The organism is Candidatus Nitrospira allomarina, assembly GCF_032050975.1.
Classification (GTDB): domain Bacteria; phylum Nitrospirota; class Nitrospiria; order Nitrospirales; family UBA8639; genus Nitrospira_E; species Nitrospira_E allomarina.
This window is the reverse complement of sequence record NZ_CP116967.1, coordinates 3,792,043-3,818,437: the sequence shown is the minus strand read 5'-3', so window position 1 is coordinate 3,818,437 and position 26,395 is coordinate 3,792,043. Positions and strand designations below refer to the sequence as shown.

Annotated in this window: 19 protein-coding genes; 15 read left to right on the top strand and 4 right to left on the bottom strand. The window is 50.6% G+C overall.

Annotated features, from left to right (window positions below; all coding sequences use genetic code 11):
• Window positions 1-134: 134 nt before the first annotated feature.
• From PP769_RS16870 to PP769_RS16830, 9 genes are all read left to right on the top strand, one after another.
• Complete coding sequence (locus PP769_RS16870; RefSeq protein WP_312642332.1) at window positions 135-785, top strand: tetratricopeptide repeat protein; 651 nt, start codon at window positions 135-137, stop codon at window positions 783-785.
• A 156-nt stretch (window positions 786-941) separates the two neighbouring features.
• Window positions 942-1,544 (top strand): mismatch-specific DNA-glycosylase, encoded by a 603-nt coding sequence (locus tag PP769_RS16865; protein WP_312642330.1) that lies wholly within the window; start codon window positions 942-944, stop codon window positions 1,542-1,544.
• A 154-nt stretch (window positions 1,545-1,698) separates the two neighbouring features.
• Complete coding sequence (locus tag PP769_RS16860) at window positions 1,699-2,763, top strand: S1C family serine protease (protein WP_312642328.1); 1,065 nt, start codon at window positions 1,699-1,701, stop codon at window positions 2,761-2,763.
• A 370-nt stretch (window positions 2,764-3,133) separates the two neighbouring features.
• Entirely contained in the window at window positions 3,134-3,472 is a 339-nt protein-coding gene (locus tag PP769_RS16855) for an STAS domain-containing protein (protein WP_312642326.1), read from the top strand.
• Between the two features lie 339 nt (window positions 3,473-3,811).
• Complete coding sequence (locus tag PP769_RS16850; RefSeq protein ID WP_312642324.1) at window positions 3,812-5,011, top strand: geranylgeranyl reductase family protein; 1,200 nt, start codon at window positions 3,812-3,814, stop codon at window positions 5,009-5,011.
• 312 nt (window positions 5,012-5,323) lie between these two features.
• On the top strand, window positions 5,324-7,132 hold the full coding sequence (locus tag PP769_RS16845; protein WP_312642322.1) for an ABC-F family ATP-binding cassette domain-containing protein: 1,809 nt from the start codon (window positions 5,324-5,326) through the stop codon (window positions 7,130-7,132).
• Between the two features lie 88 nt (window positions 7,133-7,220).
• Window positions 7,221-7,820 carry a tetratricopeptide repeat protein gene (locus PP769_RS16840; protein ID WP_312642320.1) on the top strand — a complete coding sequence of 200 codons (600 nt, stop codon included), beginning with the start codon at window positions 7,221-7,223 and terminating at the stop codon, window positions 7,818-7,820.
• 374 nt (window positions 7,821-8,194) lie between these two features.
• Window positions 8,195-8,464 carry a hypothetical protein gene (locus tag PP769_RS16835; RefSeq protein WP_312642318.1) on the top strand — a complete coding sequence of 90 codons (270 nt, stop codon included), beginning with the start codon at window positions 8,195-8,197 and terminating at the stop codon, window positions 8,462-8,464.
• Window positions 8,465-8,632: 168 nt separating this feature from the next.
• The gene (locus PP769_RS16830; RefSeq protein ID WP_312642316.1) at window positions 8,633-8,821 is read left to right on the top strand and encodes a hypothetical protein; all 189 of its coding nucleotides are present in this window, start codon (window positions 8,633-8,635) and stop codon (window positions 8,819-8,821) included.
• Window positions 8,822-9,182: 361 nt separating this feature from the next.
• On the opposite strand, the gene PP769_RS16825 is transcribed toward PP769_RS16830, so the two are convergent.
• Window positions 9,183-12,098 carry a response regulator gene (locus PP769_RS16825; RefSeq protein WP_312642313.1) on the bottom strand — a complete coding sequence of 972 codons (2,916 nt, stop codon included), beginning with the start codon at window positions 12,096-12,098 and terminating at the stop codon, window positions 9,183-9,185.
• A 16-nt stretch (window positions 12,099-12,114) separates the two neighbouring features.
• Window positions 12,115-12,951: an ABC transporter substrate-binding protein gene (locus PP769_RS16820; RefSeq protein ID WP_312642311.1), complete on the bottom strand. Its 837-nt coding sequence runs from the start codon at window positions 12,949-12,951 to the stop codon at window positions 12,115-12,117.
• 1,011 nt (window positions 12,952-13,962) lie between these two features.
• Between PP769_RS16820 and PP769_RS16815 the strand changes: the two genes are divergently transcribed.
• Window positions 13,963-14,340, top strand: coding sequence for a response regulator (locus tag PP769_RS16815; protein WP_312642309.1), 378 nt, complete (start codon window positions 13,963-13,965; stop codon window positions 14,338-14,340).
• Here the strand turns inward: PP769_RS16815 and PP769_RS16810 are convergent.
• Window positions 14,323-14,526, bottom strand: coding sequence for a hypothetical protein (locus PP769_RS16810; protein WP_312642307.1), 204 nt, complete (start codon window positions 14,524-14,526; stop codon window positions 14,323-14,325). The genes PP769_RS16815 and PP769_RS16810 overlap by 18 nt on opposite strands.
• Window positions 14,527-14,806: 280 nt before the next feature.
• On the opposite strand from PP769_RS16810, the gene PP769_RS16805 reads away from it, so the two are divergent.
• Window positions 14,807-15,373: a Slp family lipoprotein gene (locus PP769_RS16805; RefSeq protein WP_312642305.1), complete on the top strand. Its 567-nt coding sequence runs from the start codon at window positions 14,807-14,809 to the stop codon at window positions 15,371-15,373.
• Between the two features lie 348 nt (window positions 15,374-15,721).
• Window positions 15,722-16,345, top strand: a complete 624-nt coding sequence (locus PP769_RS16800) for a pyridoxamine 5'-phosphate oxidase family protein (protein WP_312642303.1) — start codon at window positions 15,722-15,724, stop codon at window positions 16,343-16,345.
• 226 nt (window positions 16,346-16,571) lie between these two features.
• Here PP769_RS16800 and amt read toward each other — a convergent pair whose 3' ends face one another.
• Complete coding sequence (gene amt / locus PP769_RS16795; RefSeq protein WP_312642301.1) at window positions 16,572-20,525, bottom strand: ammonium transporter; 3,954 nt, start codon at window positions 20,523-20,525, stop codon at window positions 16,572-16,574.
• 518 nt (window positions 20,526-21,043) lie between these two features.
• Here amt and PP769_RS16790 point away from each other — a divergent pair.
• From PP769_RS16790 to PP769_RS16780, 3 genes are all read left to right on the top strand, one after another.
• Window positions 21,044-21,829 (top strand): cupredoxin domain-containing protein, encoded by a 786-nt coding sequence (locus PP769_RS16790; protein WP_312642299.1) that lies wholly within the window; start codon window positions 21,044-21,046, stop codon window positions 21,827-21,829.
• 555 nt (window positions 21,830-22,384) lie between these two features.
• Window positions 22,385-25,921 (top strand): DEAD/DEAH box helicase, encoded by a 3,537-nt coding sequence (locus PP769_RS16785; protein ID WP_312642297.1) that lies wholly within the window; start codon window positions 22,385-22,387, stop codon window positions 25,919-25,921.
• Between the two features lie 23 nt (window positions 25,922-25,944).
• A complete protein-coding gene (locus tag PP769_RS16780; protein WP_312642295.1) occupies window positions 25,945-26,382 on the top strand; it encodes a potassium channel family protein in 438 nt (145 codons plus the stop codon).
• The last annotated feature ends 13 nt before the right edge of the window (window positions 26,383-26,395 follow it).

Here is a 26,395-nt window from a genome sequence, read left to right as displayed (position 1 = left end):
GTAAACGTAAGGCGAAAATTCTACTCCCAGGCGTTGGCATAAGCGGTTGACTTGGTATAAAATATTTTTTTGTTTTTGTCTGCATTTTCATTGGCTGGAATTCACCGGAGTAACGCACAAAGGACTCCTACAACATGACCGTTACTCATCGAATGCTTTATATTTTATTGGCCACTTTACTGTTTTCCTGGTGGGTGATCCCTGGAGTCTGGGCTGAAGAATCTTCTCAGGTTCTGACAAAACAGGCGATGGATGAATGCCATGAAGGGAGACGGGCAAAGGAGGAAACGGTTCGGGTTGAACATTTTGAGCGGGGGCGGAAGTTGGCTGAACAGGCTGTGGGGCTGGACGAACGTTCAGCCGATGCGCATTTTGCCCTGTTCTGTAATATCGGCGAGCGGATGCGCGCCAACGGAGAAGTGCTGTTCTCGGTGTTTGAATATGGACGGATGATGGAAGCTCTGGACAAAACCCTGGCGCTCAATCCTAATCATATGGATGCCCTTTCTTCTAAAGGGACGATCCTCATTGAAGTCCCCGGCTTATTTGGGGGAGATTCCGAAAAGGGCGAAGCGATGCTGCGGGAGGTGATTCAGCGGGATCCCCAATCCATTAATGCTCGCATGGTCGTTGCACGTTCGTGTGCCGAGCGGGGAGAGGATCAGGAGGCTTTCGATTTAGCGAAAAAGGCCCTCGAGCTTGCCAGGGCGGGGAACCGGCATGATCTTCTCCCTGAGGCTGAGAAAACATTTTCGGAAATTCAGACGAAACTGGCTTCCAAGTAAATCACGATTCGGGTTTCACCCGGTGGCCGGTTTGGATGAAATCCTACTTCACGCATTTCCGTTTTATTCTCCAAAATCTCCTCGTAATCTTCGATCCATAGTGCCGGCGGTGCTAGAGGCCACACAGCACAATTCCAGGCTTCCTATAATCAACTTATGAAGACGCGTGGGGGTGTATCCAACGATCGAGGACGAATGGCCACAAGTCATCCGCATTCAGGTCTTCCCGATTATCTGATCCCCGGGTTATCTATTCTCTTTGTTGGAATTAACCCGGGTCTGCGCTCTGCTGAGGTCGGGCATCATTTTGCCGGCCCTTCCAACCGGTTTTGGAAATTACTGTTTGACGCCAAGCTGATTCCCTTTCCCATGACTTATCAGGATGATTGGCAATTGCCCGAATTCGGATATGGACTTACCAATCTGATTGCCCGGCCGACTGCCGGGGTTCAGGATTTGGAAAAACGGGATTTTCTGGAAGGGCATCAGGCATTAGTGACAAAAATCACGATTTATCAACCTCGACTGGTGGCTTTGTTAGGAGTCAGTATGGCTCGCATGCTTCTCTCGTCCAATGAGGCGCCCAAGGCTGTCAAACGATTATCTGAACAACCTATTCAGGTTGGCCTGCAATCTCTTACCCTTGGGGATACGCCTGTTTGTGTGTTGCCAAACCCGAGTGGAAGAAATGCCCATTATTCCTATCAGCATATGAAAGCTTTGTTCGGTGGGTTGAAGGATTGGGGCCAATCCGCGTGAGCCCCATGGATGGCGGGCCAGTCGCCGACACAAACCGGTCGTTCGCATCCGGCAGAGAAGAACACGTTGATCTGGCGGATGAGATGATCAGAGATAAGTCTTAGCCGCCTGTGTTCTTGTTGAATATTATTGAGAGAGGGATTCGGTTCGAAGGATGAGTATGGTTACGCGCTATGCGGGCCATTCTGAAACGCGGGGGGTACGGATGAGTGCTGAAAGGTCGATTTTCATTGGACTTGTTTTTTTTGTAGGGCTTGGCTATTTCGCGGGGTGGGAAGAGGCTTCGGCCATGCCGATTTCCCAGGCCATTGAACAGGCGAAAGTGGCGACAGTCGGGATACTGCAGGCTGATCAAGTTGAGATTCCGGACAATGGCTATGGGCTCCCGGTCAGTATTCGCGGATCGGGCATCCACATTGGCGGTGGAGTGATTGTGACGGCACGCCATGCGGTAGAGCAAACCGAGGGAGGAAAAGTCATAATCCCGGACACCATTCATGTGGTGACGGACGACCTTTTTGAATTGCCGGCCACTCGTCAGGGAGCCAATGCATACCTGGATGTGGCCGTGTATCAACTGCAGGGTCCTGAATCGGATTGGCCCCAAGCGCATGTCATGTTTGCCGATGAAGATGTGACGTATGGCGATCAGGTCTTTACGGTCGGGTATCCACTGGGTTGGGGGCCGGCTATTAACTTTGGCACGACGGGAAATCCCAATACGTTTTTGCCGACGGTAAACAGTCGATTAATGCAGGTGGATATGTCCGTCTGTAGCGGCAATTCTGGCGGGGGGCTGTTGAATCAACATGGACAACTGGTAGGGCTTATGCATGCCATCATTCAAACGGAGATGCAGCATGACGATCGACGGTGTGCCCGATTGGCTTTTGTGCTCCCAGGCCCGTTGGTTCAACGGGTGGTGACCGCCGTTTTGGCTGGCAGGGTGCCCGGGTTTTCGGTGCTGGGGATTCAGCTACAGACATTGAGGATGGGAAGTCGTTGGGCGCTGGTCGTGGCCAAAGCCACCGGTCCCTCACGCCATGCGGGATTTCAAAAAGGCGATGTGTTGGTGGCTATTAATGATGTTCTGATTACCACACCGGCACAATTGAAAAATTATCTGATTGAGCGAACGGAACCTGGCCAAGTTGTCGAGCTCAAGGTTCAGCGTGGAGATTCTCAGGAGCTGCTCTCGGTTACGTTGGGTCGTTCCTGAGAGGGCATTCATATTGAGAATAAATGATCTCCGTTTGTTTGGCTTCTTGCAAAAAGCTAGCTTCTCTTTGTGAAGCTCCCATGGGTTCTTTGACGAGCCTCTTCACAGGGGAGTAGGGTTCGTTTTCCCAGGCAGATATTCCTCACCCCTTATTCTTTTTTTCATTTTGCTGAACTTTCCACTGAATTTGAGCGTGCATTCCTCATCCTGGGATGAGGCGCAAGATATTACGTAACGCCCGAAAAGTCATGAATCAGGTCGTAATCCTCAAGATTCCCTCTAAATGATCCGATATATCCACCAAAGCCAAAAAACATGGGGTAATCTACCTGCGAGCGGGTCAGGGAAAAAGAAGGATCAATTCCCAGCCATGATCATTAAAGAACGAAACATGAATGGCTTGCCGGTCGTGAGCCTTTCAGGAAAATTGGATATATTTTCAAAAAATGCCTTTAAGGAGACCGCAGAAAAATATACAGACTCGAATTCACAAGGGCTTATCCTGGATTTTCAAGGAGTGACCTTTTTGGATAGTGTGGGGTTAGGGGCTTTAGTGGTCCTTGCCAAGAAGTTCCTAAAACTCAAAGGACGGATGATTATCGTGAACCCTCAAGATCCGGTGAAGACCCTATTATCCGAAATGCATATGGAGAAAATCATCCCCATGTATACAACGGATTCGCAATTTTCAACATTTTCTGAGCTCTAGCCCTCCAATCTCTCCCTTCTTCTCCCTTTCCCAGTTGTCTGTTTTGGTAAGTGGTCCTATGGATTTCTCTGACGGGTCAGCCACCTATCCGATCTCTTCCAATTTTTGAGGAACAATGTGATGAATCACTTTCTATTCCGGGGTTATCACGCTCCACTGTTGGCGTTTGGGTCCGTCACGGAGTGTGATGAAGGGGTAGTCAACCGAGGGAGAATTCCAGTACAGTAGGAAAAAATTTTCTAAAGAGCACACAGTTTTTGTAACCGGATAGCTTCCTCCTCTCTAACCTGTTCAGGTTTGTCTCGTAAGTTCATTTTCACGACGGTTTATCTCTGACCTGTGACTCCTCCTCTTCATTCCTTTCAGTACGATGTGATTGTCGTGGGCATGGGGCCTGCGGGGGCTTCGACCGCATTTGAGTTGAGCCGATTGGGAATGTCCGTGTTGGCGTTTGAAAAGCAGGTTCATCCCCGGTACAAAGTCTGTGGCGGAGGGCTTTCCGCCAGAATTGAACAAATTCTTCCGGCGGATTTCAAAACGATTGTTGAGGGGACGGTGTATCGTGTGCAGTTTATTTACGGGGGAACGGATTCCTTTATTGTCGAATCTCCGCGACCCTTGGCTTATATGGTCATGCGTAAGACCTTCGATCAATGGTTGGTCGAGAAAGCCCGGCAGGTTGGAGTAGAGATCCGGGAGGAGGAGTCTGTCGTCGCCATTCAGAAATTGGAGGATGGAGTCGAAGTGGCCACCGGGAAAGGACGGTATCGCGGCCGGGTGGTCATCGGAGCCGATGGAGCGATGAGTGTGGTGGCTCAACAATGTTTCCCTGGGCGAAAGGTCGTAAATATTCCTGCCTTGGAAAGTGAATATCATGGAGACACACCTCATGCGTTTCAGTGCTCACAAACGGTATTAATCAGTTTACGCGCAGCGAAAAAAGGATACGGCTGGGTCTTTCCGAAAGAACAAGGCCTATCGCTGGGTGTGGGCGAATTTATTCGTTGCAGAAATCGTCCCAAACGCAGTTTTGAGGATTTTATCAATCATGAATCTGCTTTGGCCGGGCTTTCGATTCCTTCCCCCCTCGGACACCCTCTCCCAATTGCCCATCATCCGGCGTATCGCCCTGGACATGGGTGGGCTGGAAGCTTGGTGCGGCATCGAGCCGTGTTGGTTGGCGATGCCGGTCATTTGGTTGATCCGTTACTGGGAGAAGGGATTTATTATGCTGTTCGATCCGGACAACTGGCGGCAGTCAGTGTGGCCTCCACCATCAGGGATCCAAAGCATCGGTTGGAGGAATATGAAAGGCATGCGGAAGCTGAATTTGGATTGGAATTTCGAGTGGCTTTTCGATTAGGAGCCATCATTTATGGATTACCTCGATCTTGCCATTCGTGGGCGGGCCGGACTTTTCCCGACGCCTATCAACGGGTGCTTGGGCGCTATTGTGAACTTTTGCAGGGACGTGAAACGTACCAGACGCTTTGGGCCAAAATTCTCCAACGACTGAAACGTCCATTTGGGTGTTCATAGACAGGGAGGAGAATATGAGAATGGTGGAGAGGATAAAAAGTGATATGGGTCTGCGATCGGGAAAATGATATTCGATGTTGGCACCGACCAACCCCCTTCGGCATTCATGAAATTTGAATAGAAGAGTGCGTGAGGTCGTCCTTTAGCAAATAGATCCCGCAGCTTGGTTTCTGCCTCTGGAGACAGGTATGTTGGAAGGGGTTCTATTTTGCGTAAGTCCGGTCTGGCAGGAATGGGGGCGTTCCCCAGGTGGGAAGGGATAATATTTATGTCCGGTTTATGAAGGTCGGACTTTTAAGGAGTGTGATACGTATGTCAGCGCTGATTTATGGACAGAAGCTTACCAAAGCCTATGGGACCAAGCGTCTCTTTCAGGAACTTACCCTAGGTGTATCGGAAAAAGACCGGATCGGGATTATCGGGCCGAATGGATCGGGGAAAAGTACCCTCCTTCGAATTTTTGCCGGTCTTGAACAGCCGGATGAGGGAAGAGTCACTCGACGGCAGCATCTTCGCATTGCCTATATTCCCCAACAGGCTGATTTCGATTCAGAGTCGACGGTCGCCGAGGAAATTGAACGAGCGGCCTTGGCATCCGGCCTCCACGCGCATGATTGTGTGGCTCGGGTGCAGGAGACATTGGGACGCATGGGGTTTGCTCAAGGCGATCAGCTCGTGGGTCCTCTTTCAGGCGGATGGAAAAAACGGCTCGCTATTGCCTGTGGGTTTGTTCAGGCGCCGGATGTCATGCTGGTGGATGAGCCGACGAACCATCTCGATCTGGAAGGAATGCGTTGGTTGGAGCAGGTGATGTCCCAGGCTTCATGGCCGTGGGTCATGGTGAGTCATGATCGATGGTTTCTTGGACATGCCACCAATAAGATTGCTGAAATCAATCGGAGATATCCTGATGGGATTTTTCTCGTTCCGGGAAGCTATGAGGAGTTTCTGGTTAAGCGGGAAGAATTTCTGAATAGCCAAACTCAACAGGCTCAGGCGTTGGCCGGAAAAGTTCGTAGGGAAGAAGAGTGGCTTCGTCGAGGGCCCAAGGCTCGATCCACTAAAGCGAAATCTCGCATAGATTCCGCCCATGCGTTGCAGGCTGAATTAGCTGAAACCCAGGTGCGCTTGCGACAAGAGGAAACCTCCATCGATTTTGTCGGCTCGGGTCGTCGCACAAAACAGTTAATGGTTGTCCACCAGCTTCGAAAGACGTTCGGCCCCCGAACCATTATCCAAAAAATGGACTGGGTCATCTCACCGGGAACCGCCACAGGGGTCTTAGGTCATAATGGCTCGGGGAAGTCCACCCTGTTGAAATTACTTGCAAAGGAATTGGAGCCTGATCAGGGAAGCGTGACGTATGCGGATAAATTGCAAGTCGTATATTTTGATCAAAATCGTGATCAACTCGATCCAAAGATGACCCTGCGGCGGACGTTGTCCGATTCGGGGCATACCGTCATGTACCGGGGCCAGACGGTGCATCTGGCTGGGTGGGCCAAACGGTTTCAGTTTCAGCCTGAACAATTGGATCTCCCTATTGAGTTGCTTTCCGGTGGCGAACAAGCCCGGGCGGTCATTGCCAGGTTAATGCTGCAGTCCGCCGACGTGTTGATTGTGGATGAGCCTACGAACGACTTGGATATTCCGACGAGAGAAGTGTTGGAAGAAAGTTTAAAGGAATTTCCCGGAGCCTTGATCCTGGTGACCCATGATCGTTACATGATGGAGGAAGTGTGTACGGATTTTGTAGGATTGGACGGGCAGGGAGGATACGGGCAATTTGCGGATTATGGACAATGGGAATCCTGGCTTCGACGGCAACGGTCAGGCAAAGATCAAGCCGGCACTCAATCAAAGAATGTCCGTGCCACGCCTGACCGGCCAAAAGCAAAAAAACTGTCGTATCGTGATCAACAAGAGTATGACACGATAGAAAAACGGGTCCTTGATGCCGAGGCGGTACTCGAATTATGCCGTACGGAAACGGAAAATCCCAAAATTGCAGCGAATCATCACAAGCTGCAAGAAGCCTATGAAAATCTCAAGGCCGCCGAACAGGCGGTGGAACGTTTGTATACCCGATGGGCGGAACTTGAGGCCAAACAACAGGCATAGAGGACAATGGATATATGAGCACCTGTCAGGGTTGGTCTTTATCCGATCGTGAGTTGCCCGGTCGTGCGACAAAGGAAGTTATGACATTATGATTCTGTCGGCCCTCATCTTGAGACTAAGCGTAATTCTCTTGCTCTGTTGGTTGGGAGTAGCGTGGGCCGGCTATGAGGAAGGAGAGGAGGCATATCTGCAAGAGAATTTTTCCGCCGCTCTGTCTGAATGGCGACCGTTAGCGGAAGAGGGAAATACCGAGGCGCAGAATATGTTGGGCTATATGTACCGGTACGGGCAGGGAGTGCCACAGGATTTTGAGCAGGCTCGACTGTGGTACCGTCGGGCAGCCGATCTCGGGAATGCCAGGGCTCAGAATAATCTCGGGGCGATGTACCGCCAGGGTTTGGGGATCCCGCAGGATTTTCAAGAAGCCTTTCGATGGTTTCTGCGGGCTGCCGAACAGGGCAATGGTGGTGCCCAAAATCATGTTGGCCTCATGTACTATAAAGGAGAAGGGGTCCGGCAGGACCTGGTGCAAGCCTATATGTGGGCATATCTGGCTGCACAGCAGGGCATAGATCCGTCGATCCAAGCATTAGATCTACTCTCGCAGGAGATGACCGCTGCTCAGATCACCGAGGCAACAGGTCTTGCACGGAAATGGAAACCCAAAGGTGAAGAGGTTGCCCTTTAGATACCTGTCCAATGTCCCTGTATTAAGATGAGAGTTGGCCCTCCTTGTCCGTATGACGTGAGTGATCCCAATTGTTGAGAGGCAAGGACTCTGGAAGACGTGACGTGATTGGAAGATTAGGCGTTAATCCCGCAACTACAATCTCTCCCTGTATTTGACTCCCTCCCAGTGGAGTGCTACCCTGAATCACGGCACAAGCGATGGTGGTTCTCCTGCCTTTCCTGCCTTTTCATTCCTAGGAGGATTGATCTCGACGATCATTGCGTGAGGGGAGTATGGCCTTCATTCCTCCTCGCTTTCCGTACCGTTCGTAAAGGACGGTGTGTGTTCTTTGTCATGATTTGCATGGTTCTTTAGACAGAAGGAGGCTTCTTATGAAGCTGACAATGAAGTGGGGTGGCAAGGTTAGAAATAGAAAAACATTCAAACCTGAGCCGAAAATTCGTTGGGATCTCCTTGGCCTCGCTGATCCTTCTAAAGAAAAAATTCCTATGCCGATTGATGAGGTTCGCCGACAAGTTCTGATGATGTCCAGTCCCGGGTTCGATCAGGATAGCGCGACTCGCCTTGATGTGGTGCCTCAAAAAGTATCCCGTTCTTCGACCTCAGGAAAGCCGCCCAAAGCACGCAGGGAGTCCACGTAGCGTAGGTATTATGCTGCTTGGCCGGACGAGAGTCGGCACTTGGATGCCCGTGAGGACCGGTGCCTCAAACAAGATAGTCTGGCAATGAGGCAGAGCCTAGAAAAGCTTTTCAGCTTTTCAAATGATGGAGCCGGAGGCGTGATACCCTAATCGAAAGGAGGAAGATAAATGGGACGACCGACAAAAGTGACCCAGGCCAAACGAAATCGTGAGATGGTCAAAAGAATGAAGCAACAGGATAAAGAAGCCCGACGTGAGCAACGCAAGTCGGAAAGCGAAGAACCTCCTCGAGTGCTTGATGGGGAAGATCCCGATTTAGTTGGGATACGGCCAGGCCCGCAACCACCGCAATACTAGTGAGTCCCACAATTTCTCAGTAATCGTTTGGTACAAATACCAGTTTTCTTCTTGGGATGCTTTTCCCGATTCAAGCCTGTTTGTCAAGGATGGCACTATTACTTGAAATAGTTGCCTTCCTCTTCGTTCCTGCCACCTCTGGTCCTCTCTGTGTGGCATAAACTGGCATATCGGTACACCAGTCTTATTTTAACCCACATGGTAGTTGCCTTATTTCTAAAAAGGGGTTCTTGAACCGAATTTTGGGTACAAGGAACGAGAAGAAGGGCCGGAATCCATCCAGACTGTCTTTATTGGATGGCCCCATTGCCCGTACCTCCGGTTCCCGTCAATTTGAGGGAAGCATGCGACTACCAGAAATTTATGTAGAGTGTTGGACCACTTCATGCTCCAAGGCATATTGTACTCGAGCCAACTCTTCCTGGAGAGCAGATAATTTGTGCCGGACCGTCTCAAACGATTCATGACAATCGTGTTGCTCCAATGCCAAAGCCAACTCGGCCAATTTTTGCACCCCGACGTTTCGGCAAATTCCCTTGAGCCCATGGGCCGCTAGCGTTAAATCTTCCCAATTTTCTGTCGTGACAGCCTCTTGAACCTGCGAGGCGCATTCCAATGCTTCGCGAATAAAATTTTTCAGGATTTTGCACACAAATTCGTTCCCCCCCAACGTACGCCATTCGGCCAACCGCTCAGCATCCAATGGTTGGGATGTGTCGGACCCGGTTTTGAGAGGATCGGAATTCGTGAGGGGCTTTCGAAGGAGTACGCCGTCGTCAATATGATGGAGTGGGACAGCCGTTCGTTCCTCCCGTGGTAACCAGCGTCGGAGCATGTCCCGGAGTTTATCCGGTTTAATGGGTTTGGTTAAGTAATCATCCATGCCGGCGGCAAGACACTTCTCCCGATCCCCGGACATGGCGTTGGCCGTCACCGCAATTATCGGGGTATGACGTTGTTCTCCTTCCCAGGCTCGAATCGCTTTGGTGGTCGCATATCCATCCATATCCGGCATCTGACAATCCATTAGGATGAGGGCAAAGGGCCGTTTCTGAATAGTTTCAATCGCAGCCTTACCGTTGGGTACCACTTCCACCTCGTGCCCAAGTTTGTGTAATAAGAGTGAAGCCAATTCCTGATTTACCGTATGATCATCTGCCACAAGGATGGTACTCGGCTGCTGATTCCTGGATTTGTCTTTGAGAGAATGCAGAGTAACCAAAGTATCTTGATTCGCCTTTTCTGTGGGTTGTTCGGGGACCATCACAGCCACTAAGCTTTGTTTCAGTTGTGTCTTCCGGACCGGTTTGGTCAGGTACGCCTGAAATCCCGCACGTTGCGCCTCCTTGGCATCACCGCGCCTTCCGAGAGAGGTTAAGAGGAGGCAGCGAACATTCTGAATCCTGGGGTCCGCCTTGATGGCTCTGACTAATTCCAGTCCGTCCATATTAGGCATATGCATATCGAGAATGGCCAGATCAAATGGTTTGTCTCGGGCCACACCGGCTCGTAGCACCGCTAAGGCTTCCATACCGGAAGAAGCAGAAGTCGCTCGCATTCCCCAATCTTCCGCATACTGGGCTAAGAGGTGCCGGTTGGTATCATTGTCATCCACGCAACATACTCGAAGCCCTTCCAGAATGTTTTGATCAGTATCAACGTGAGACGGCAGGTCTTGCCAGTATTTTTGGAGACGGAGCGTAAACCAGAAGACACTTCCTTGTCCTAATTGACTTTCCACTCCTATGGTTCCGCCGGATAACTCCACAATGCGTTTACAAATAGCCAGTCCCAGTCCTGTTCCCCCGTATTTCCTGGTCGTCGAGCTATCAGCTTGGCTAAAGGATTCAAATATTTTCTTCTGAGCTTCCGGGGAAATTCCCACCCCGGTATCGGAAACCTGAACGCGAATATGGATGTCGTGCTCTCCGTCTTCCAGGCGCAGAATCTGTACGCCAATCTCACCATGTTCGGTGAATTTGATGGCATTGCTTAGAAGGTTGAGTAAAACTTGACGAAATCGTCCGGGGTCCCCCATGACGGTGGCATGGACATCGGGGAAGACCCATCCCACCAATTCCAGCCCTTTTTTCAGAGCTCGTTCCCCGACCAGTTCCAACGTCTCTTCCACGGCCTGACGAAGATCAAAAGGAATGCTTTCAAATTCAAGTTTTCCGGCTTCGATTTTTGAAAAATCCAAAATGTCGTTCAGGATTGTGAGAAGGGATTCTCCCGAATTCCTGACGGTGGTGGCATAGTATCGCTGATCCTTTGCCAACTCGGTGTCCAGTAATAAATCAGTCATGCCAATAATTCCATTCATCGGGGTACGGATTTCGTGGCTCATGGTAGCGAGAAACTCACTTTTTGCCTGGTTGGCTGCTTTGGCGTCTTCGGCCAAGTGAAGCGCCTCGTCTTTGGCCTGACTGAGCTCCTGGGTCCGTTGAGTAACTTTTTCTTCCAAGGATTGTTGATACGATTCCACTTCGCGCCGGTACTGGCGCAACCAATCAAACATTTGAGTGAATGACACGGCCAAATCATGAATTTCATCCTTCGTGTCGATTGTGAACTCAATCGGCTGGTCGAGATTGCCTGCGGTGATATCCCTTGCAACGTTGGCAAGTTTTTTGACAGGTGCGGTTATTTTCCGAACCAATAAAATCGTAATGAAACTGGCTAAGAGGACGAACGACAAGGTGTACCAGGCGAGTGACTGGAGGAAGGTGGCTCGTTGCGCCTCTAGTCTTTTGAGACTGAATCCAAATTGTACAAAGCCAATGACGTTCGCCTGAGGTGGGGCGACTGCGGTTGCGGAAAATAAATCATCAGTTCGGGGTTGGGTGACAACCGGGGCCAGAAATTCCAAATAGGTTTGACCGTCACCGTGATTGACCGCATTATAGGAGCGGATGAAAGCCGGGAATGCGGTTTTTTCCTGAAGGTCGATCACGGGTATTTGGATAGTTTCATGGATGGATTTGGATAGAAGAATGTTGGTCTGAGCATTACGCAACGCCACATAGGCGATGTCCGGATTCGTGTCCAGTTGAGCAAGGACCTGGCGGAGAGCCTCCTGATTTTCGGTATACATCGCATATTCTCCAGCCTGAGCGACCATTGCGGCGATGGCCATTCCATGATGATGTAAGGCCTCCATTTGATGATTCTGTTGGACGAGAGCCACAATGAGCCCGATCCCTAAGGCCATAATGGTTATCAAGGAGAGAATCAGGGTATTGAATTTGGAGACGAGGTTAATCCGTATATTTTTCATTCTATCTCCTGGTCGATTACTCAAACACGGGATGAGCACCCCTTAGCACTGCATCTGAAAGGTTTAAGTGCATGTGGTTGATGGAATTGAGGTTGAGGGCATACAACACTTTTCGAGGCGATTGAGGTTTCAGAGAATGAATATCCACCCCCTTGAGGACTTGTTCTGCGAGTTCTCCACATTGAATGCCAATATCGACGTAATCCCGATCCAACGCGTACACGGCTCCCGCTTTGACCCAAGACGTGGAAAGGCCGACAAATGGAATTCGATTCCGGAAGGAAAACAATAAAATACCTTTGGCTGTTTCCGGGGAAAACACGACAGAATCCGTGAGACCCCACAGGAGGTCGGCGTTGCCAGGCAGACTGTCCAGGGCATCGGGCAGGTCCCGTGGTGTCTCGACCTTTTTGGGATAGAAGGTCATGCCGGAGTCTTCAATAATCCGACGGGCCTGTTCAATGGTTCCGGTGTTTTCCCGGGAATTAAACAACGCCCCGATGGTTTTTTTATGAGGCAACAGCTTTTGGATCCAAGAAATATGTGTTTGCAGAGGAAATTCCAACACAATTCCTGTCGCATTCTCTCCCTTTGTGAGTTCGGCTTCATTCATGATCATTCCGGCAATGATCGGAATGTTCTTCACCTCACGAATGACCGCTTCTGTCGCAGGGGACCCGAGGGTCAGGATCATCGAAGGATTTGTCGTCTTCAGTGCTTGCAGGATCCCCTCTGTTTCCTGGACAGGTCCTTCAAAGTTTCGAATATCATATTCCACGGCGATTCCCTGTTTGTCTAAATACTGCTGAAAACCCTTCCGCACATCCTGGTAGGTACCGCTTTGCTGAGTCATAAGGATGCTGATTCGGGGTTCTGCTTGGCCGGGGATAACTGAGCAAAGAAGAAGCACAGCTGTGAATAGGATCAAGTGAAAGGGGATCCGCCAGGAAGATCTCATCGACTGTCTCTCGCTGTCATGCCAAATTCCAAAGTCATGCTGGTTCGGTGCCTACGCCTATTCCGGGGAATATATGATTCCGGCGATGCCCCATTGGAGCCGGAGCGCCATCATACTGAACTGTGGTGGCCTAAACCCCCTTGTATATTTTCCTTTCAGCGGAGAGACTGAGAAGACAGGCAATACGGACATGGATATTTCCTACATTTACGCCACCGGGCCCGCAGCAGCAGAGGATAAATTCCAAATGATTGCGGCCTTTTTTTTCTGTGAATGAGGCCGGGGCATCTTCACCCCTTTCGGATTGGGAGGGGTTCTTCTTTATATTTTTCAGGGAGTTGGGATGTGAAGAAACAACCATGAAAGAGGAGAGTGGGAAAAGATTGAACTCACTGGCCAATAATGTGGGACAACATGCATCAGAGATCTGAGAGTAATAACCCTTTTAATCACTCAAATTAGCAGAATTGACAAGGATGAGCAGAGATTCAAGCATCTCTATAATCCAAACAATGGTATGCGGGGAATAAAAGTGGCGATCGACAATCTCGCTTGTGGTCCTGTGATAGGCGGGGTGCGTATGGCTGCGGATGTGTACACGCGCGAAGTCTTTCATCTGGCGAGAGCGATGACCTTCCTGTCCAGTGCATAACGATAGGCATCTCTGGTGGCACCCGCGGCAACGGATGAACGGGGAGAGTCGGGCTGGTGGTAACCGACCGGATGGCCTCATGTATTCCACATGATGTGGCGGGATACTCATCAGCATCGAATCCTTGACGTAACTGATATGATTAACATAGTACGCAAAGATCATTGATCCCCAAGATTTGGCAGGGTTTCATGTGATACACATAGGCAACCTTCACCCCCTCAAGACACAAGGGAACAGGGACGCTGGAAGTGATGAAACGTATTCTCCTGGTCGATGACCATCAGATGGCTCGAGAAGCCCTAAAGGAATTCCTCGAGGCACAAGGGTATAACATTGAAGAAGCGGAAAACGGGGCGGTAGGGTTAGCCCTGATCCAGCAAGGGCGGTCCTTCGATCTGGTGATTTCCGATAATCAAATGCCCGTGATGACGGGGCTGGAATTCGTCCAACGACTGGCACAGCAATCTTATATTTCCACCCATCCCTTGATCCTATATTCCGGCCAGCTGACTATGGAATTAGAACAACAGGTTCGTGCCTTAGGGGTCTATGCGGTTCTCCAAAAACCCTACAATTTGCAGGATCTGCTCGTTATCGTTCGTCAGGCCATTTCAGGTTCTGACGCTTGAATCCAAGGGAGCGATCCCATGTACCAAGGCAATAACGACCGGCAGGAGTTGAGCGGCTCGTCCATGGGCCGATTGCCTTAAACTGGTCACCATGGCTTTTTCAAGCTTCCTGATCTCCCTGCGCTTTTCCGCAGCATCGCTAATATAGGCGCTACTGATGCCGCTCCTCCCCAGGACGATGGCCATCCGAGGCAGACACCGATGACCACAGGCAATTTGACTTCGTCGCTCACATAGAATCCCACTAACAAACCCAGCCTCAAGAGTGCGCCGTCGAATCCATTGACGACAAAGTACCGGCGTGCGATGAAATGGGAACGTGTGGGTGGAAAAAAACGTCTTGGGTGCGCAGGATTGTTATGCTGGACGGCTATGATTCAAGAGGTCTCTTGATTGGGTTCATCTGGTATGATGGGTTGCCGGTCAGATCCTCCACCCAAATTGATCAATCGGCATATGATAGAATATGATGATGAAACTAAAAAATCTCATATGGTGTTTGGTGCTCGCTCTAGGGAGTGCGGGGGGATGCGCCTCCTCACCCGTGGAAATACCGGAAATTCTTCAGAAACAGGTTGATCCCACACTCACGTTTTCGGATGTGGTTCAACATCCTGGGGCCTATCTGGGAAAGATGCTCGTGCTTGGAGGGGAGGTTCTGTCGGCCAAGCGTATTGAGGAAGGTACTCGGCTTGAGGTGTTGCAATTACCCTTGGATGAATATCAACGGCCCGTGCTAACTCGCACCGACTCACAAGGCCGGTTTATTGCCATGGAGAAAGCCTTTCTTGACCCGGCAATGTTCCCGGCGAATACTCAGATCACTCTCGTGGGAGAGGTAACGGGGACTGTTTCCGCCAAGCTTGATGAAATGGACTATCAGTTTCCCGAAGTGGTGATCAGGCACTTATATGTGTGGAAAGATCAGGCCTTGATTCAGAAAAGCAGATCTGGTCCCTGGTACAGCATCTTTGGTGGTGGTAGCACCGGAGGCCGGGTCGGTGGCGGGGTAGGGGTAGGTATCGGCTTTTAGTGTCGATTCGCTTTTTCCATCATAGCTTTTGTTCCTCATCACGCATTTGGTTAGGCGTGGGGATGAATTCTCATACGGGTACTCCAAGTTATTCAGGTTTTCTCTCACTTCTCCGCAGCACATCAGCTTTCTCTTTCAATAATTGAAAGTGTCTCACATCCGTCATATTCTGAGGTGTGATGGGGAATGTGGTTCTTTCCTTAGGCACGCCTGTGCCCCTAAGATATCAAGTGAATCTCCCTCCGGAGATTTCCACTAATTTACGACGGCAAGGCAGCCTCTGGCTTCGCATTTGCCAAAAAACAAAGGCGTGAAATGAACAACGAGCGGGAAGAAGTATCACCGTCTGTGAATTCCGAGGGGGAGGGGCAAGCCCAACGGATGTTTGGAACAGCCAGACGGGCTGCGGCTTTTCATCGGAATCAGATGACGAACGAATTAAACGACAAAATGCAGTCGTTTATTGCCAGACAGGAGATGGTGTTTCTTTCGACCGCCAATGCCAACGGCGAATGTGATTGCTCGTATCGAGCAGGGACTGCCGGGTTCGTCAGAGTGCTCAATGCCAAAATGTTGGCCTATCCCGAATATCGCGGGAACGGGGTGATGGCGAGTGTCGGCAACATTCTTGAAAATCCCCGGATCGGCCTGCTGTTCATCGATTTTTTACAAAGTACGGTCGGTCTGCATGTGAATGGACAGGCACGTGTGATGACCAATGAAGAAGTGGTTGCCATACCAGTAATTCCCCAGTCCCTGGTTAACGCTTCGCACATGAAAGGGGGACAACATCCCGAATGTTGGGTGATGGTAGAAGTGGATGAAGCCTATATTCACTGTTCCAAGCATGTTCCTCTGATGAAAAAGGTTGAGAAGGAACTGCATTGGGGAACGGACGACGAATGCCATAAAGGCGGGGATTTTTTTCAGGTTCAATCTAACCAATCAAATGCCATTTCATCTGAAGAATAGAAAAAGTCCGTTTGGATGGCGAGGGCTTAAGGCTCACTTCAAGGAAGCATATGGACCTGTTTGGACCGTGAAGAGAAAGGCACGAAACCCCACTTGAGAAATAATCAGGCGAGAAGGGTGTTATGTGGTCATGGTAGATCAGGCTTGGGACCAATGCCTGTTCTTAAACTCCCGTCTAGATAAATTGCCCTTTTTGTCAGGGCACAGATGACCTGCTTTTCTCGTATTATGGAAGGGTCGCAGAGGACTGCTTTAATTCATCTTGCAGAGCCGCTTGCACCCGCTCGAATTCAGATTGCAGTGATACGAAGATGGCTTGAGCTTTTTCAAGATTTTGGGTCTGTCCTATTTGCTCAAGTTGAAAGGCTAGTTCGGCAAGTGGCTTGGCGCCAATGGTTCGTGAGCAACCTTTGAACGCATGCGCCACCTTGCTGAGGGAATCACCCTCGTTTTTCTGTATCGCCAGATTGATTCGATCCATGTGTGAAACTGAATCCTGACAAAATTGCTCGATAACGGAAATGAAAAATACGGGATCCTCATCTCCGCCCAATCGGCGGAGGTCCGCGAGAATCGTCGAATCCAAGGGTGGAGAAAGGTCCGGTGCGGATGTTCCGGATCGAGGTGAAACCTCTCGATTGTCTGGTTGATGAGGTCCTGCTTCATCCTCATGGTGTCTCGTTGAAGAAGCTTGGAAGAGCCATTTCTCCAAAATACGTCTCAGATCTTCTAATTTCACCGGTTTGGATAAAAAATCATTCATGCCGGCTTCCAAACATTTTTCCCGATCCCCAACCATGGCGGTGGCCGTCATGGCAATGATGGGCAGGTGTGGGGTGATACGTGCACGTTTTCGTATTTCTCTGGTGGCCTCAAATCCGTCCATTTCCGGCATTTGACAGTCCATGAATACACCGGCATAGGCGGTCCGTGTGATGGCTTCAACCGCCTCACGTCCATTCGCTGCAATATCCACCTGGTATCCGAGTGTGGTCAGCATGCGAACGCCGACTTGTTGGTTGACGAGATTATCATCGACCAGGAGGAGTCGCTGTCCGGAGCCTTTATTCATCTCATTCGTGGGCGTTTGAATCATGCTGGGGGAAGGGGCCACGTCAGACCTTCTCATGACATTTAAGAGACATTGATGCAATTGCTTGTAGCGAACCGGTTTGTTGACAAAGGCCGAAAAGTGCCTTTGAGTGAGGCTGTGGGTATTTTCGACCCGGTTAATCAAAGGATTGAGCAAGATCAAACGCATGGATGCCAATTGCGGATCCGCTTTGATGGCTTTTGCCAGTTCGAGACCATCCATGCCAGGCATGTTCATATCGATGAGAGCAAGGTGACAGGGTTCTTCATTCAAGGCGCATTCCCGGATTAAGGCCAGGGCCTTCTCGCCATTTTCGGCTTGGATACCTTGCATGCCCCAATAGCGTGTATATAGTTGAAGGAGCATTCGATTTGTGGCGTTATCATCGATGAGAACAATACGCACACCCTCAAGTTCGCGAGGCAAAACCTTATCAGGTATCCGGTGAGACTGTTGGCTGCCTAATCGGATGGTGAACCAGAAGCAGCTTCCTTGACCTAATTCGCTATGGACTCCGATCGTTCCTCCCATGAGTTCGGCCAGCATTTTGGTTATGGAGAGGCCCAATCCTGTTCCTCCGTATTTCCGGGTTGTGGAGCTGTCTTCCTGGCTAAAGGCCTGAAACAGTCGATTCTGGCCTTCAGGGGATATCCCAATACCCGTGTCGGTAATCATGAATCGTAAGAGGCCGGTTCCAGAGGTGTCCTCTTCGGGTACAACCTGAACCACAATTTCACCCTGAGCGGTGAACTTAATTGCATTGCCAATGAGGTTCATCAAGATCTGGCGAAGTCGTACGGGATCACCTTGGACGGTGGTGGGAATTTCCGGATTGATCAAGCTAATCAATTCTATCCCCTTTTCCTGAGCCTTAAGGCCTAACAGATCAACTACGGCATCCACCGTCTCTCGAAAGTCAAAGTCTATCGTCTCAAGTGTCAGCTTGCCGGCTTCAATTTTTGAGAAATCGAGAATGTCATTGATGATCGTGAGGAGCGCATCACCCGAATCCTTGATCGTGAGGAGACAGTCTTGCTGGTCTTCGCTGAGATGTGTGCCGAGCAAAATATCCGATATGCCGATGATGCCATTTAACGGCGTTCGGATTTCATGACTCATCATGGCCAGGAAATCGGCTTTCGTTTTCGTCGCGGCCTCGGCTTCAGCTTTGGCATGAATCAAGATGGCCTCTCCTCGTTTGCGTTCCACCACACGGCCAAGTTGTGCTCCAACATATCCCATGACTTCTAATAATTTGGCATCCGGCTCCATCGTTTCCGTCGAAAAAAACTCCAACACGCCTACCACCTGTTTCCCGATGAGAATTGGAAATCCAAATCCAGCCCTCACGCCAATATCTTTTGCTACTTGAGCTCTGGGGAAATTGGGATCTTGTGTCACATCCCGAATCCACCCTGGTTTTCCACTGGCCAACACCCGACCGGGAAGACCCACGCCGGTTTCAAAAACGGTGTGTTCGGTTATGGAACGAAAGGTCTCAAAGCAGTCCGGGTGTTTCAAATGCCAGATGGTCGTGGGAAGGAGAGTGTGGCTGGTGTCTTCAGATAGAAGGTACAAGTGACCGACAGGCCATCCGGTATTCTGACAGATCAAATTCATCGTGATTTGCATCGCATCTTCAATTGTCGAGGATTCGTTTGTGGCCTTTGCGATTTCCTGAAAGAGGGTATCAAGTCTGGCCCCATAGGCTAGGGCGGCATCCATTTCTTGCCGTCGTCGCTGCTCCCTATTGATCGTGTCTAGTACCCGGTTATATTCCTCCGCGATCTGGCCAACCTCCGTGTGAGGCTCTGAGAGGACATGACGGGTAAAGTCATGACTGTTTCGTTGCTCTTCCATTTGGACAAGGAGATCCAGAATGGGCGTGCCGGCGCCATGTTCTGTCATGTTGAGCCCGATTTGTTCCTCTTCGGCTGTGACACGCAGGGAAACCCATTGATTGATCAGCCAGAGAATGGCGAAGCCCATACCAAATGCCCAAAAGAAACAGACGGTGCTTCCTAGGATTTGTATGCCCGCTTGTTCCCAGACGGTGAGCCCTGTGCCCCAGGAGTCCGGAGAACTCAAGAAGGGAAAGACAACGGTGCCCCACACCCCTACGCAGGCATGAACGGGTACGACGCCAATTGCGTCGTCAATGTGCAAACGTTCAAGAATGATGGTTGCACCGACACAGATAATCCCGGCTCCGACGCCTATGAGGATCGTGCCTTCAGGCGACATGATATTGGCGGAAGCGGTAATGCTGACCAGACCGGCCAGGACACCGTTTAGGGCATGACCGACATCGGGCCGTTTCAGGTAATACCAGCTTATGCCAAGAGTTGTCAGAGCACCGGTGGCTCCGGCAAGAGTTGTATTTACCAGAATCTGTGAGGCTTTCTGGGTAAACTCGAGACTACTCCCCCCATTAAAACCGTACCATCCGAACCACAGCAGCAAGACTCCAAGTGTGGCTAATGGCAGATTCTGTCCCTGGATAGGCACGGCCTTGTTGGAAAAGCGACCATGGCGGGGTCCGATGATCATGACGGCCGCCAACGCCACCCAACCTCCTGTGGAATGGACGACGGTTGAGCCCGCAAAGTCAATAAATCCGAGTTGGTTCAACCATCCGGTATTCTGCCCTGTGGCTAATCCTCCCCACATCCAATGGCCAACAATGGGATAAATGAGTAGAGACACAATGAGGCTGGTGACCAAATACCCTGTAAATCGCATCCGCTCGGCAACGGCACCTGAGACGAGGGTTGTGGCGGTTCCACAAAATACCATCTGAAAGAAAAAAAACGCCCACAACCATCCCTGCTCGTGGGCATTAAAAAGAAACCCCTCTGTGCCGATGAGGCCGGCTGTCGTTGGTCCGTGCATCAAGGCGAATCCTGCCACCCAAAAGGCAAGAGATGAGGTACAAAAGTCCACCAGGTTTTTGATCGCGACGTTGATGCTATTTTTGGCTCGAACACGACCTGTTTCCAGGCAGGTAAATCCCCCTTGCATGAGCATGACGAGGGCCGCACAGATCAGTAGCCATAAAACATCAATGTGTGAAGCATTCTCAGACATTAGATTGCTAACCCATCATGGGAACGATCCGGTGGCAATGGTGAGAAAAGATGTGCTGGGGGGACAGTATGATTTCATATAAACAGTGCAGGATATCCCCTCAAGTTACTGAGTGAGGTAAAGCGTACATGTGGAATATCCCATAAAAAGATACTCCCCGGTGTGCCGGGAGAGTTTTGCTGATTAAAAAAAGGCATGCCTGTGCGTTGCGAAAGATTGCCTTTCATTTTTTCGGCATTTCCACGTTTGAAATGAAGGACTTTCCGCAGAACTCCGGTTCAATTGCGTGAAAAGTATTCATTTACTCACTGCGGGTGAGAATCCTATACTTTGGCGTGCGAGAAAAATCCTGAGGGGTCAGGAGGGGAGATCGGTGAGTCAGGGCATTCCTCAAAAAATGTGACGGGCAAAGGGAAGATGACATGAATGACGCCTCAGGATTGGTGATGGGACAGGGGGGTAGGAGTGGTCGAAAAGAAGATTTCATCCATAGGATATTCAAATCAGGCGGAAGTGCAATGATGAACAGATTCGGGATGCATGTCATGCTTGTGGGGTTGGTGAATGGAGTGTGCCTATTGTGTCTTCCGCTGTCTGCCTTTCCCACGGTCGGCTGGGAAACGGGGGATATGGTGCTGGATTTCGGACTGAATCTGGAATCCGGAGACCGGACGGTCTTGGTAGATAAAGTTGAAGTCGGAGAACCCTTTTTTGTTGAACTGACCTGGAAACTTAATCCGCAAAATTGTCGTTTGGATGTACAAAATTCTGAGGGGGATGGTCCACCTTCCACCACCCTCGTCGTGGATGACGGCCTATTCAACGGAGGTGTTTCACATGCAGTCTTTCTACAGGTAGATGAAGTGGTGGTCACCGCTCAGGAAGGCCATCGGTGTGAAATTCTCCCGTCCCACAATGAGTTTTTGGTTATAGCCCGGGCTCCCCGGGCTCCTGTCGCTTCCGAAAGCGGTTGGGCCAACGCTCCGATTGGCGCAGTGGTGGTGCTGTTCCGGGCCACGACATTTTATTTGCCTCACGATGTGACGATTATGCCGGGCCACAAGGTCATGTGGATTTATGCCGATGGAGCGCAAGAACCCCACAGTGTCACAAGTGGTGGCTGTCAGGTAAACGACTGCTCTGGTGGTGGGAAGCAGTTCAACAGTGGATTAAACCTTAATAAACCCGGTCAGCGGTTTGAGCATGTGTTTAAGCATCCCGGTACATTTCCCTACCATTGCGACCTTCATTTAGGATCTATGCAGGGCACCGTGATTGTTAAAGACGCTCTCCCGATCCCTTAGCCAATCCTCCTGCCTTTCTGTCTGCACGACGGAAAGCCGCCTTTGATCCGACTCAATGGAAAACGGTTTTTTCCACGGGCTGATAATGTCACAGATGAATCCTGGCGCGGGCGCGTAGGAATGCTTTTGGGGTCGGCGTTGATTTTCCAGCATTTTCCGCTGAGCAATGGCTTTTCTTCACCGTATTGAGGTTCCGGGCTAACAGAGGGGTGGAATCTTCATAATGAGCGGGCCATGGCCTTCTCATCAAGCGTCTGGAGCGGGTATGGCGATATTTGGGATTTGCTCATTTCAAACGGCATACATCAGAAGATGAGTGGTGTATAATTGAAGCTTTGCCGATCGGCCTCTGGAATGGAAACACCCGTAAAGTTGTTCAAGTCGGGATGTCTGGTCGACAGGTTCCTGTGCTTTGAAGAACACCTATATGTCTCATCAGAACCACTACCAGGTGCATCGAGTAAGGCGTTGTCCATCACGACCGGGAATGCCCTGGTGCCAGAGGTCGTGCCTGTTTGTTGATTGCTCAGGGTCCTATACGATGATAGGGGAACGATGTCCGTAGAACCCTTTGGTGTTTTGGAACACCTGAAAGTCCTCTCTCCGAACCATGTCTACTTCCTGGCTTCCAAGGCCTTTGTTCTTCGCGGATATGAGTATTACGCCCAAGGAAGGCTCGAGTCGTATAGCTGGGACCGGACGCAGTCTATCTTGTCGGCTACGGTGCGAGGGGCGACCCAATATCTGGTTCGGTTCATCGTGCACAACGGGCAGCTGACCTTTTCCTGCACCTGTCCGGTGTGGACGCCGGAGTCGCATTGTAAGCATGTCATTTGTGCTCTCCTGACGACGGTCAATCTCCTTCTTCCCGATACCTTTCGGATGCCCTCATCCAATTCCACCCAACGAGCCCTACTCCTGCGGCAACTCATGGAACGCGCCGGGAGTCCTTTGGCCTCAAAACCATCCGCTCCGGCCCCTCCTCCACGGTTTGAGATTACTCTCTGCAACCACCATGGCGTGTCATCCATTCGCATTACCAACCATGGGAACATTTGCCAATCTTTTGCCGGGATGCCAACCGAGTTAGCCGTGCTGCTTCGGGCCACGCAGGATCCCGCATGGTCCGTTCAGGAAGGGTTACGGGATTTCCTGAAGCACCACGGCCAACACCATGCCCTGTTTTACGAGAATGCGGACGGACGATTTCCTTTGGAATGGGCACCGGATGCGCTGTATACCACCAAGACCGAACTGGACATTCTCGGTTCGCACGTTTCGATTGCCGCCTGTTGTTTACGCTACGGAGAGGTGCAACCAAACTCGTACGCCTGTCTGGGGTTTGCGGCTGATTTGAATGCCAAAAAACTCGGGCCCCTCGAACATGAAGGTGGATGGGCCGTATACGATCTGCTGTATGAGAACAGTCAGCGGGAACAGGTCATTGAACCCGCGGACCCGCTGAGCCGACCGTTGGCCCTGCCCGCGACATCTCAACATCGCGAAGGCTGGCTTTCATCGGAACGTCCCACCGGCATGGCAAGACCAACCTTTTCCATTCCGGTCGAACAATTTATCACCTTACAACTGGATATTCCCCTTCATGAACAAGACCGAATCCTTCGGTCGGTGTTACTTAAGTGTGCCGGGCAGGAGGTGTCACTCTCTGATCACCACCATTCCGGAAAGGCACCCACCTACCACTATCGCCTTACGTTCATTCCTGAGGCCATTCCGTTAGATGTCTCGGTGTTGGATTTGAGGACAGGAATCCTCCGCGCGGAATGTTGGCTCGGGGAAAGCCAGGGGCGCCCCAGTGTACCTATTTTCAGGATATTTCCATTTCTTGAACGAGCCAAAACCGTCTCGAGCGGAATAAAGGCGAAGAAACGCCGTACGCTCCTCTATGACACCTTTTTCCAATTAATCGGTCATCAGAAGCCAACGGATGTCAGGAAACTGGTAAAGGCCTGCATTGCCCAGGATGAATTCCGTCCATTCAAACTGAAGGCGGAGGCCGAACAGATCCTGCAGCGATTTTCCTCGCCCGCACTAGAGCCCAGTGTACGGCTGGTAGTTCACGACGGACACTGGTGTGTGGTGATGAACGATTGGGCGAAAGAAGCCTTGCTCTATGCCATTCCGTACACGCTGTGGGGACCTTCGCTTTTTGAGGGAATGGTGGAGCATGATGAAATGAGTCTCCCGCTCACAAATCTCTATCCTCTGCTTCCCGAGCTTCATGCAAAATTGCAGGAAGTCGGCATCGGGCTATTCTATCAAGACCAACCCATCACCACGTCGCAGTGGGATTGCTCGATCGATGCGCGACGGGCATCAAGCATTGATTGGTTTGAACTTCGACCGGAACTGTTGTGTGACGGGGTGCGGATCGAAGCGAAAGATATCGAAAAAATTCTTGAACGTGGTGGCATGATGGAGGCGGACGGCATCATTCGGATTGTGGACCAGAACACACAGGCTATTTTGCGCGCGTTTGCCTTTCTTTCCAATAAGCCCAGTATGGACCACCGGGAACAAAAGGCTGTCGTTCGTGTCCCGAAACTGCAAATCCTGGATTGGGTGGCCTTAAGAAAAAGGGGGGTGACCGTCATTCTCCCTCCGGCGGATGAAGCCTTGATCAACCGGTTGTTGCATTTTGAGCAGATTGAAGCTATTCCGCTTCCTCAAGTCGTGGATGCGACGGTTCGTCCGTATCAACAAGAGGGGTATCGATGGCTGGGGTTTCTCTATCAACATCGCCTGGGTGCGTGCCTGGCGGATGACATGGGATTAGGGAAGACGTTGCAGGCCATTTGTTTATTCGCGGGGATTAAGGAAGGCCTCATCACCGCACCGGAACCGATTCAAGGTCCACACCTCGTCGTGCTTCCTCCCAGTCTCTTATTTAATTGGGAAAATGAAATTTCCAGATTTTATCCCTCACTGACGATACAGTCGTATACCGGGAAGGAACGCACCTCCTCATTTGCGGGAGCCGATGTGGTCCTCACGACCTACGGCCTGATCCGACGGGATATTGCGATCCTCGAACAGATCCCATTCAATGTCATTCTGTTCGATGAAGCCCAGGCGGTCAAAAACATTGTGGCCAGAACCACCGGTGCCGCAAGACGTCTCAAGGGATATTTTAAATGCGTGATGACCGGAACACCTTTGGAAAATCATGTGGGAGAATATTATGCCCTGATGGATTTGTGCGTGCCGGGTCTTCTGGGAGACTATGAAGAGATCAGGGGGAAAATGAAAGCGCCTTCACCGGCGTTGTTAGAGACCATCATGCAGCGGAGTAGACCGTTTGTGTTGCGCCGGACCAAAAGTCAAATCCTCAAAGAACTGCCACCAAAAATTGAGACAGATCTGTATCTGGAATTGACAGATCGCCAAAAAAGTTTATATCAACAGACGGTCACCAAAATTCGTTCGACCATTGCTGCGGCCTATCGAAGCCAAACACCCGCGCAGGCCCGGATCATCGCGCTGACGGCGATTCTCAAGCTCCGACAGATCTGCCTGTCACCGCAATTGCTCAGCCCCGCGCATACCGAACTTTCCCCGAAGCTTGAATGCCTCCTTGATCGGCTCAAGGAACTTCTTGATGAAGGGCATAGTGCGCTCGTCTTCTCCCAATTTACGTCGTTTCTGGATATCGTCGAACAGGCCTTCGATGCGCATGAGATTCCACATGTCCGATTGGATGGCTCCACACCGACGCCCACCCGGAAAAAACTGGTTCAGAAATTCCAGGAGGGAGCGAACCCGTCTATCTTTTTATTGAGTCTCAAAGCCGGTGGGCAGGGGCTGAATCTCACCAAAGCGTCCTATGTATTTCACCTTGACCCCTGGTGGAATCCCGCTGTAGAAAACCAAGCGTCTGACCGCGCGCATCGCATCGGACAAACGCAGAACGTGTCTATCATGCGGTTACTCATGCGACATACTATAGAAGAGAAAATGATGGAATTGAAGCAGAAGAAATTAGATCTCTATCACGCGGTCCTGGAAGGGGCGACCCCTCATGGCGGCGCAGCGTCTCTCTCACAAAAAGATTTTGATTTTCTTTTGGAATGAACCGTCGTTGACCACGGGCCTACATGTTTCTGACCTTATTTGTCACCACGCTGCTCGTCGCCTTGTCCGTCATGGTTCATTATGAAGTCGTCTACCGGATTTTCATCTTCATGCCCTCTCGATCAAAACGACCAAGGTTGGGTGTCATTTGGGGGATCTTATCTGCGCTTCTCGCGCATATCGTAGAAATTTTAATTTTTGCGGCGGGGTACTATGGTTTAATAAACGCCAAAGAATATGGGACGTTCGTTGGGGCGGTAACTCCCGGATTTGAAGATTGTGTCTATTACTCTTTTGTCACCTATACGACTTTAGGGTTTGGCGATCTTATTCCAACCGGCCCGCTTCGCTTTCTCACTGGAATAGAATCACTGACGGGGTTGGTACTGATTACCTGGACGGCGTCCTGCATCTATCTCCAAATGGAAAATCTTCACCGGAAACATTCCAAGTTGGAGTGAGGCCTACCGGGTT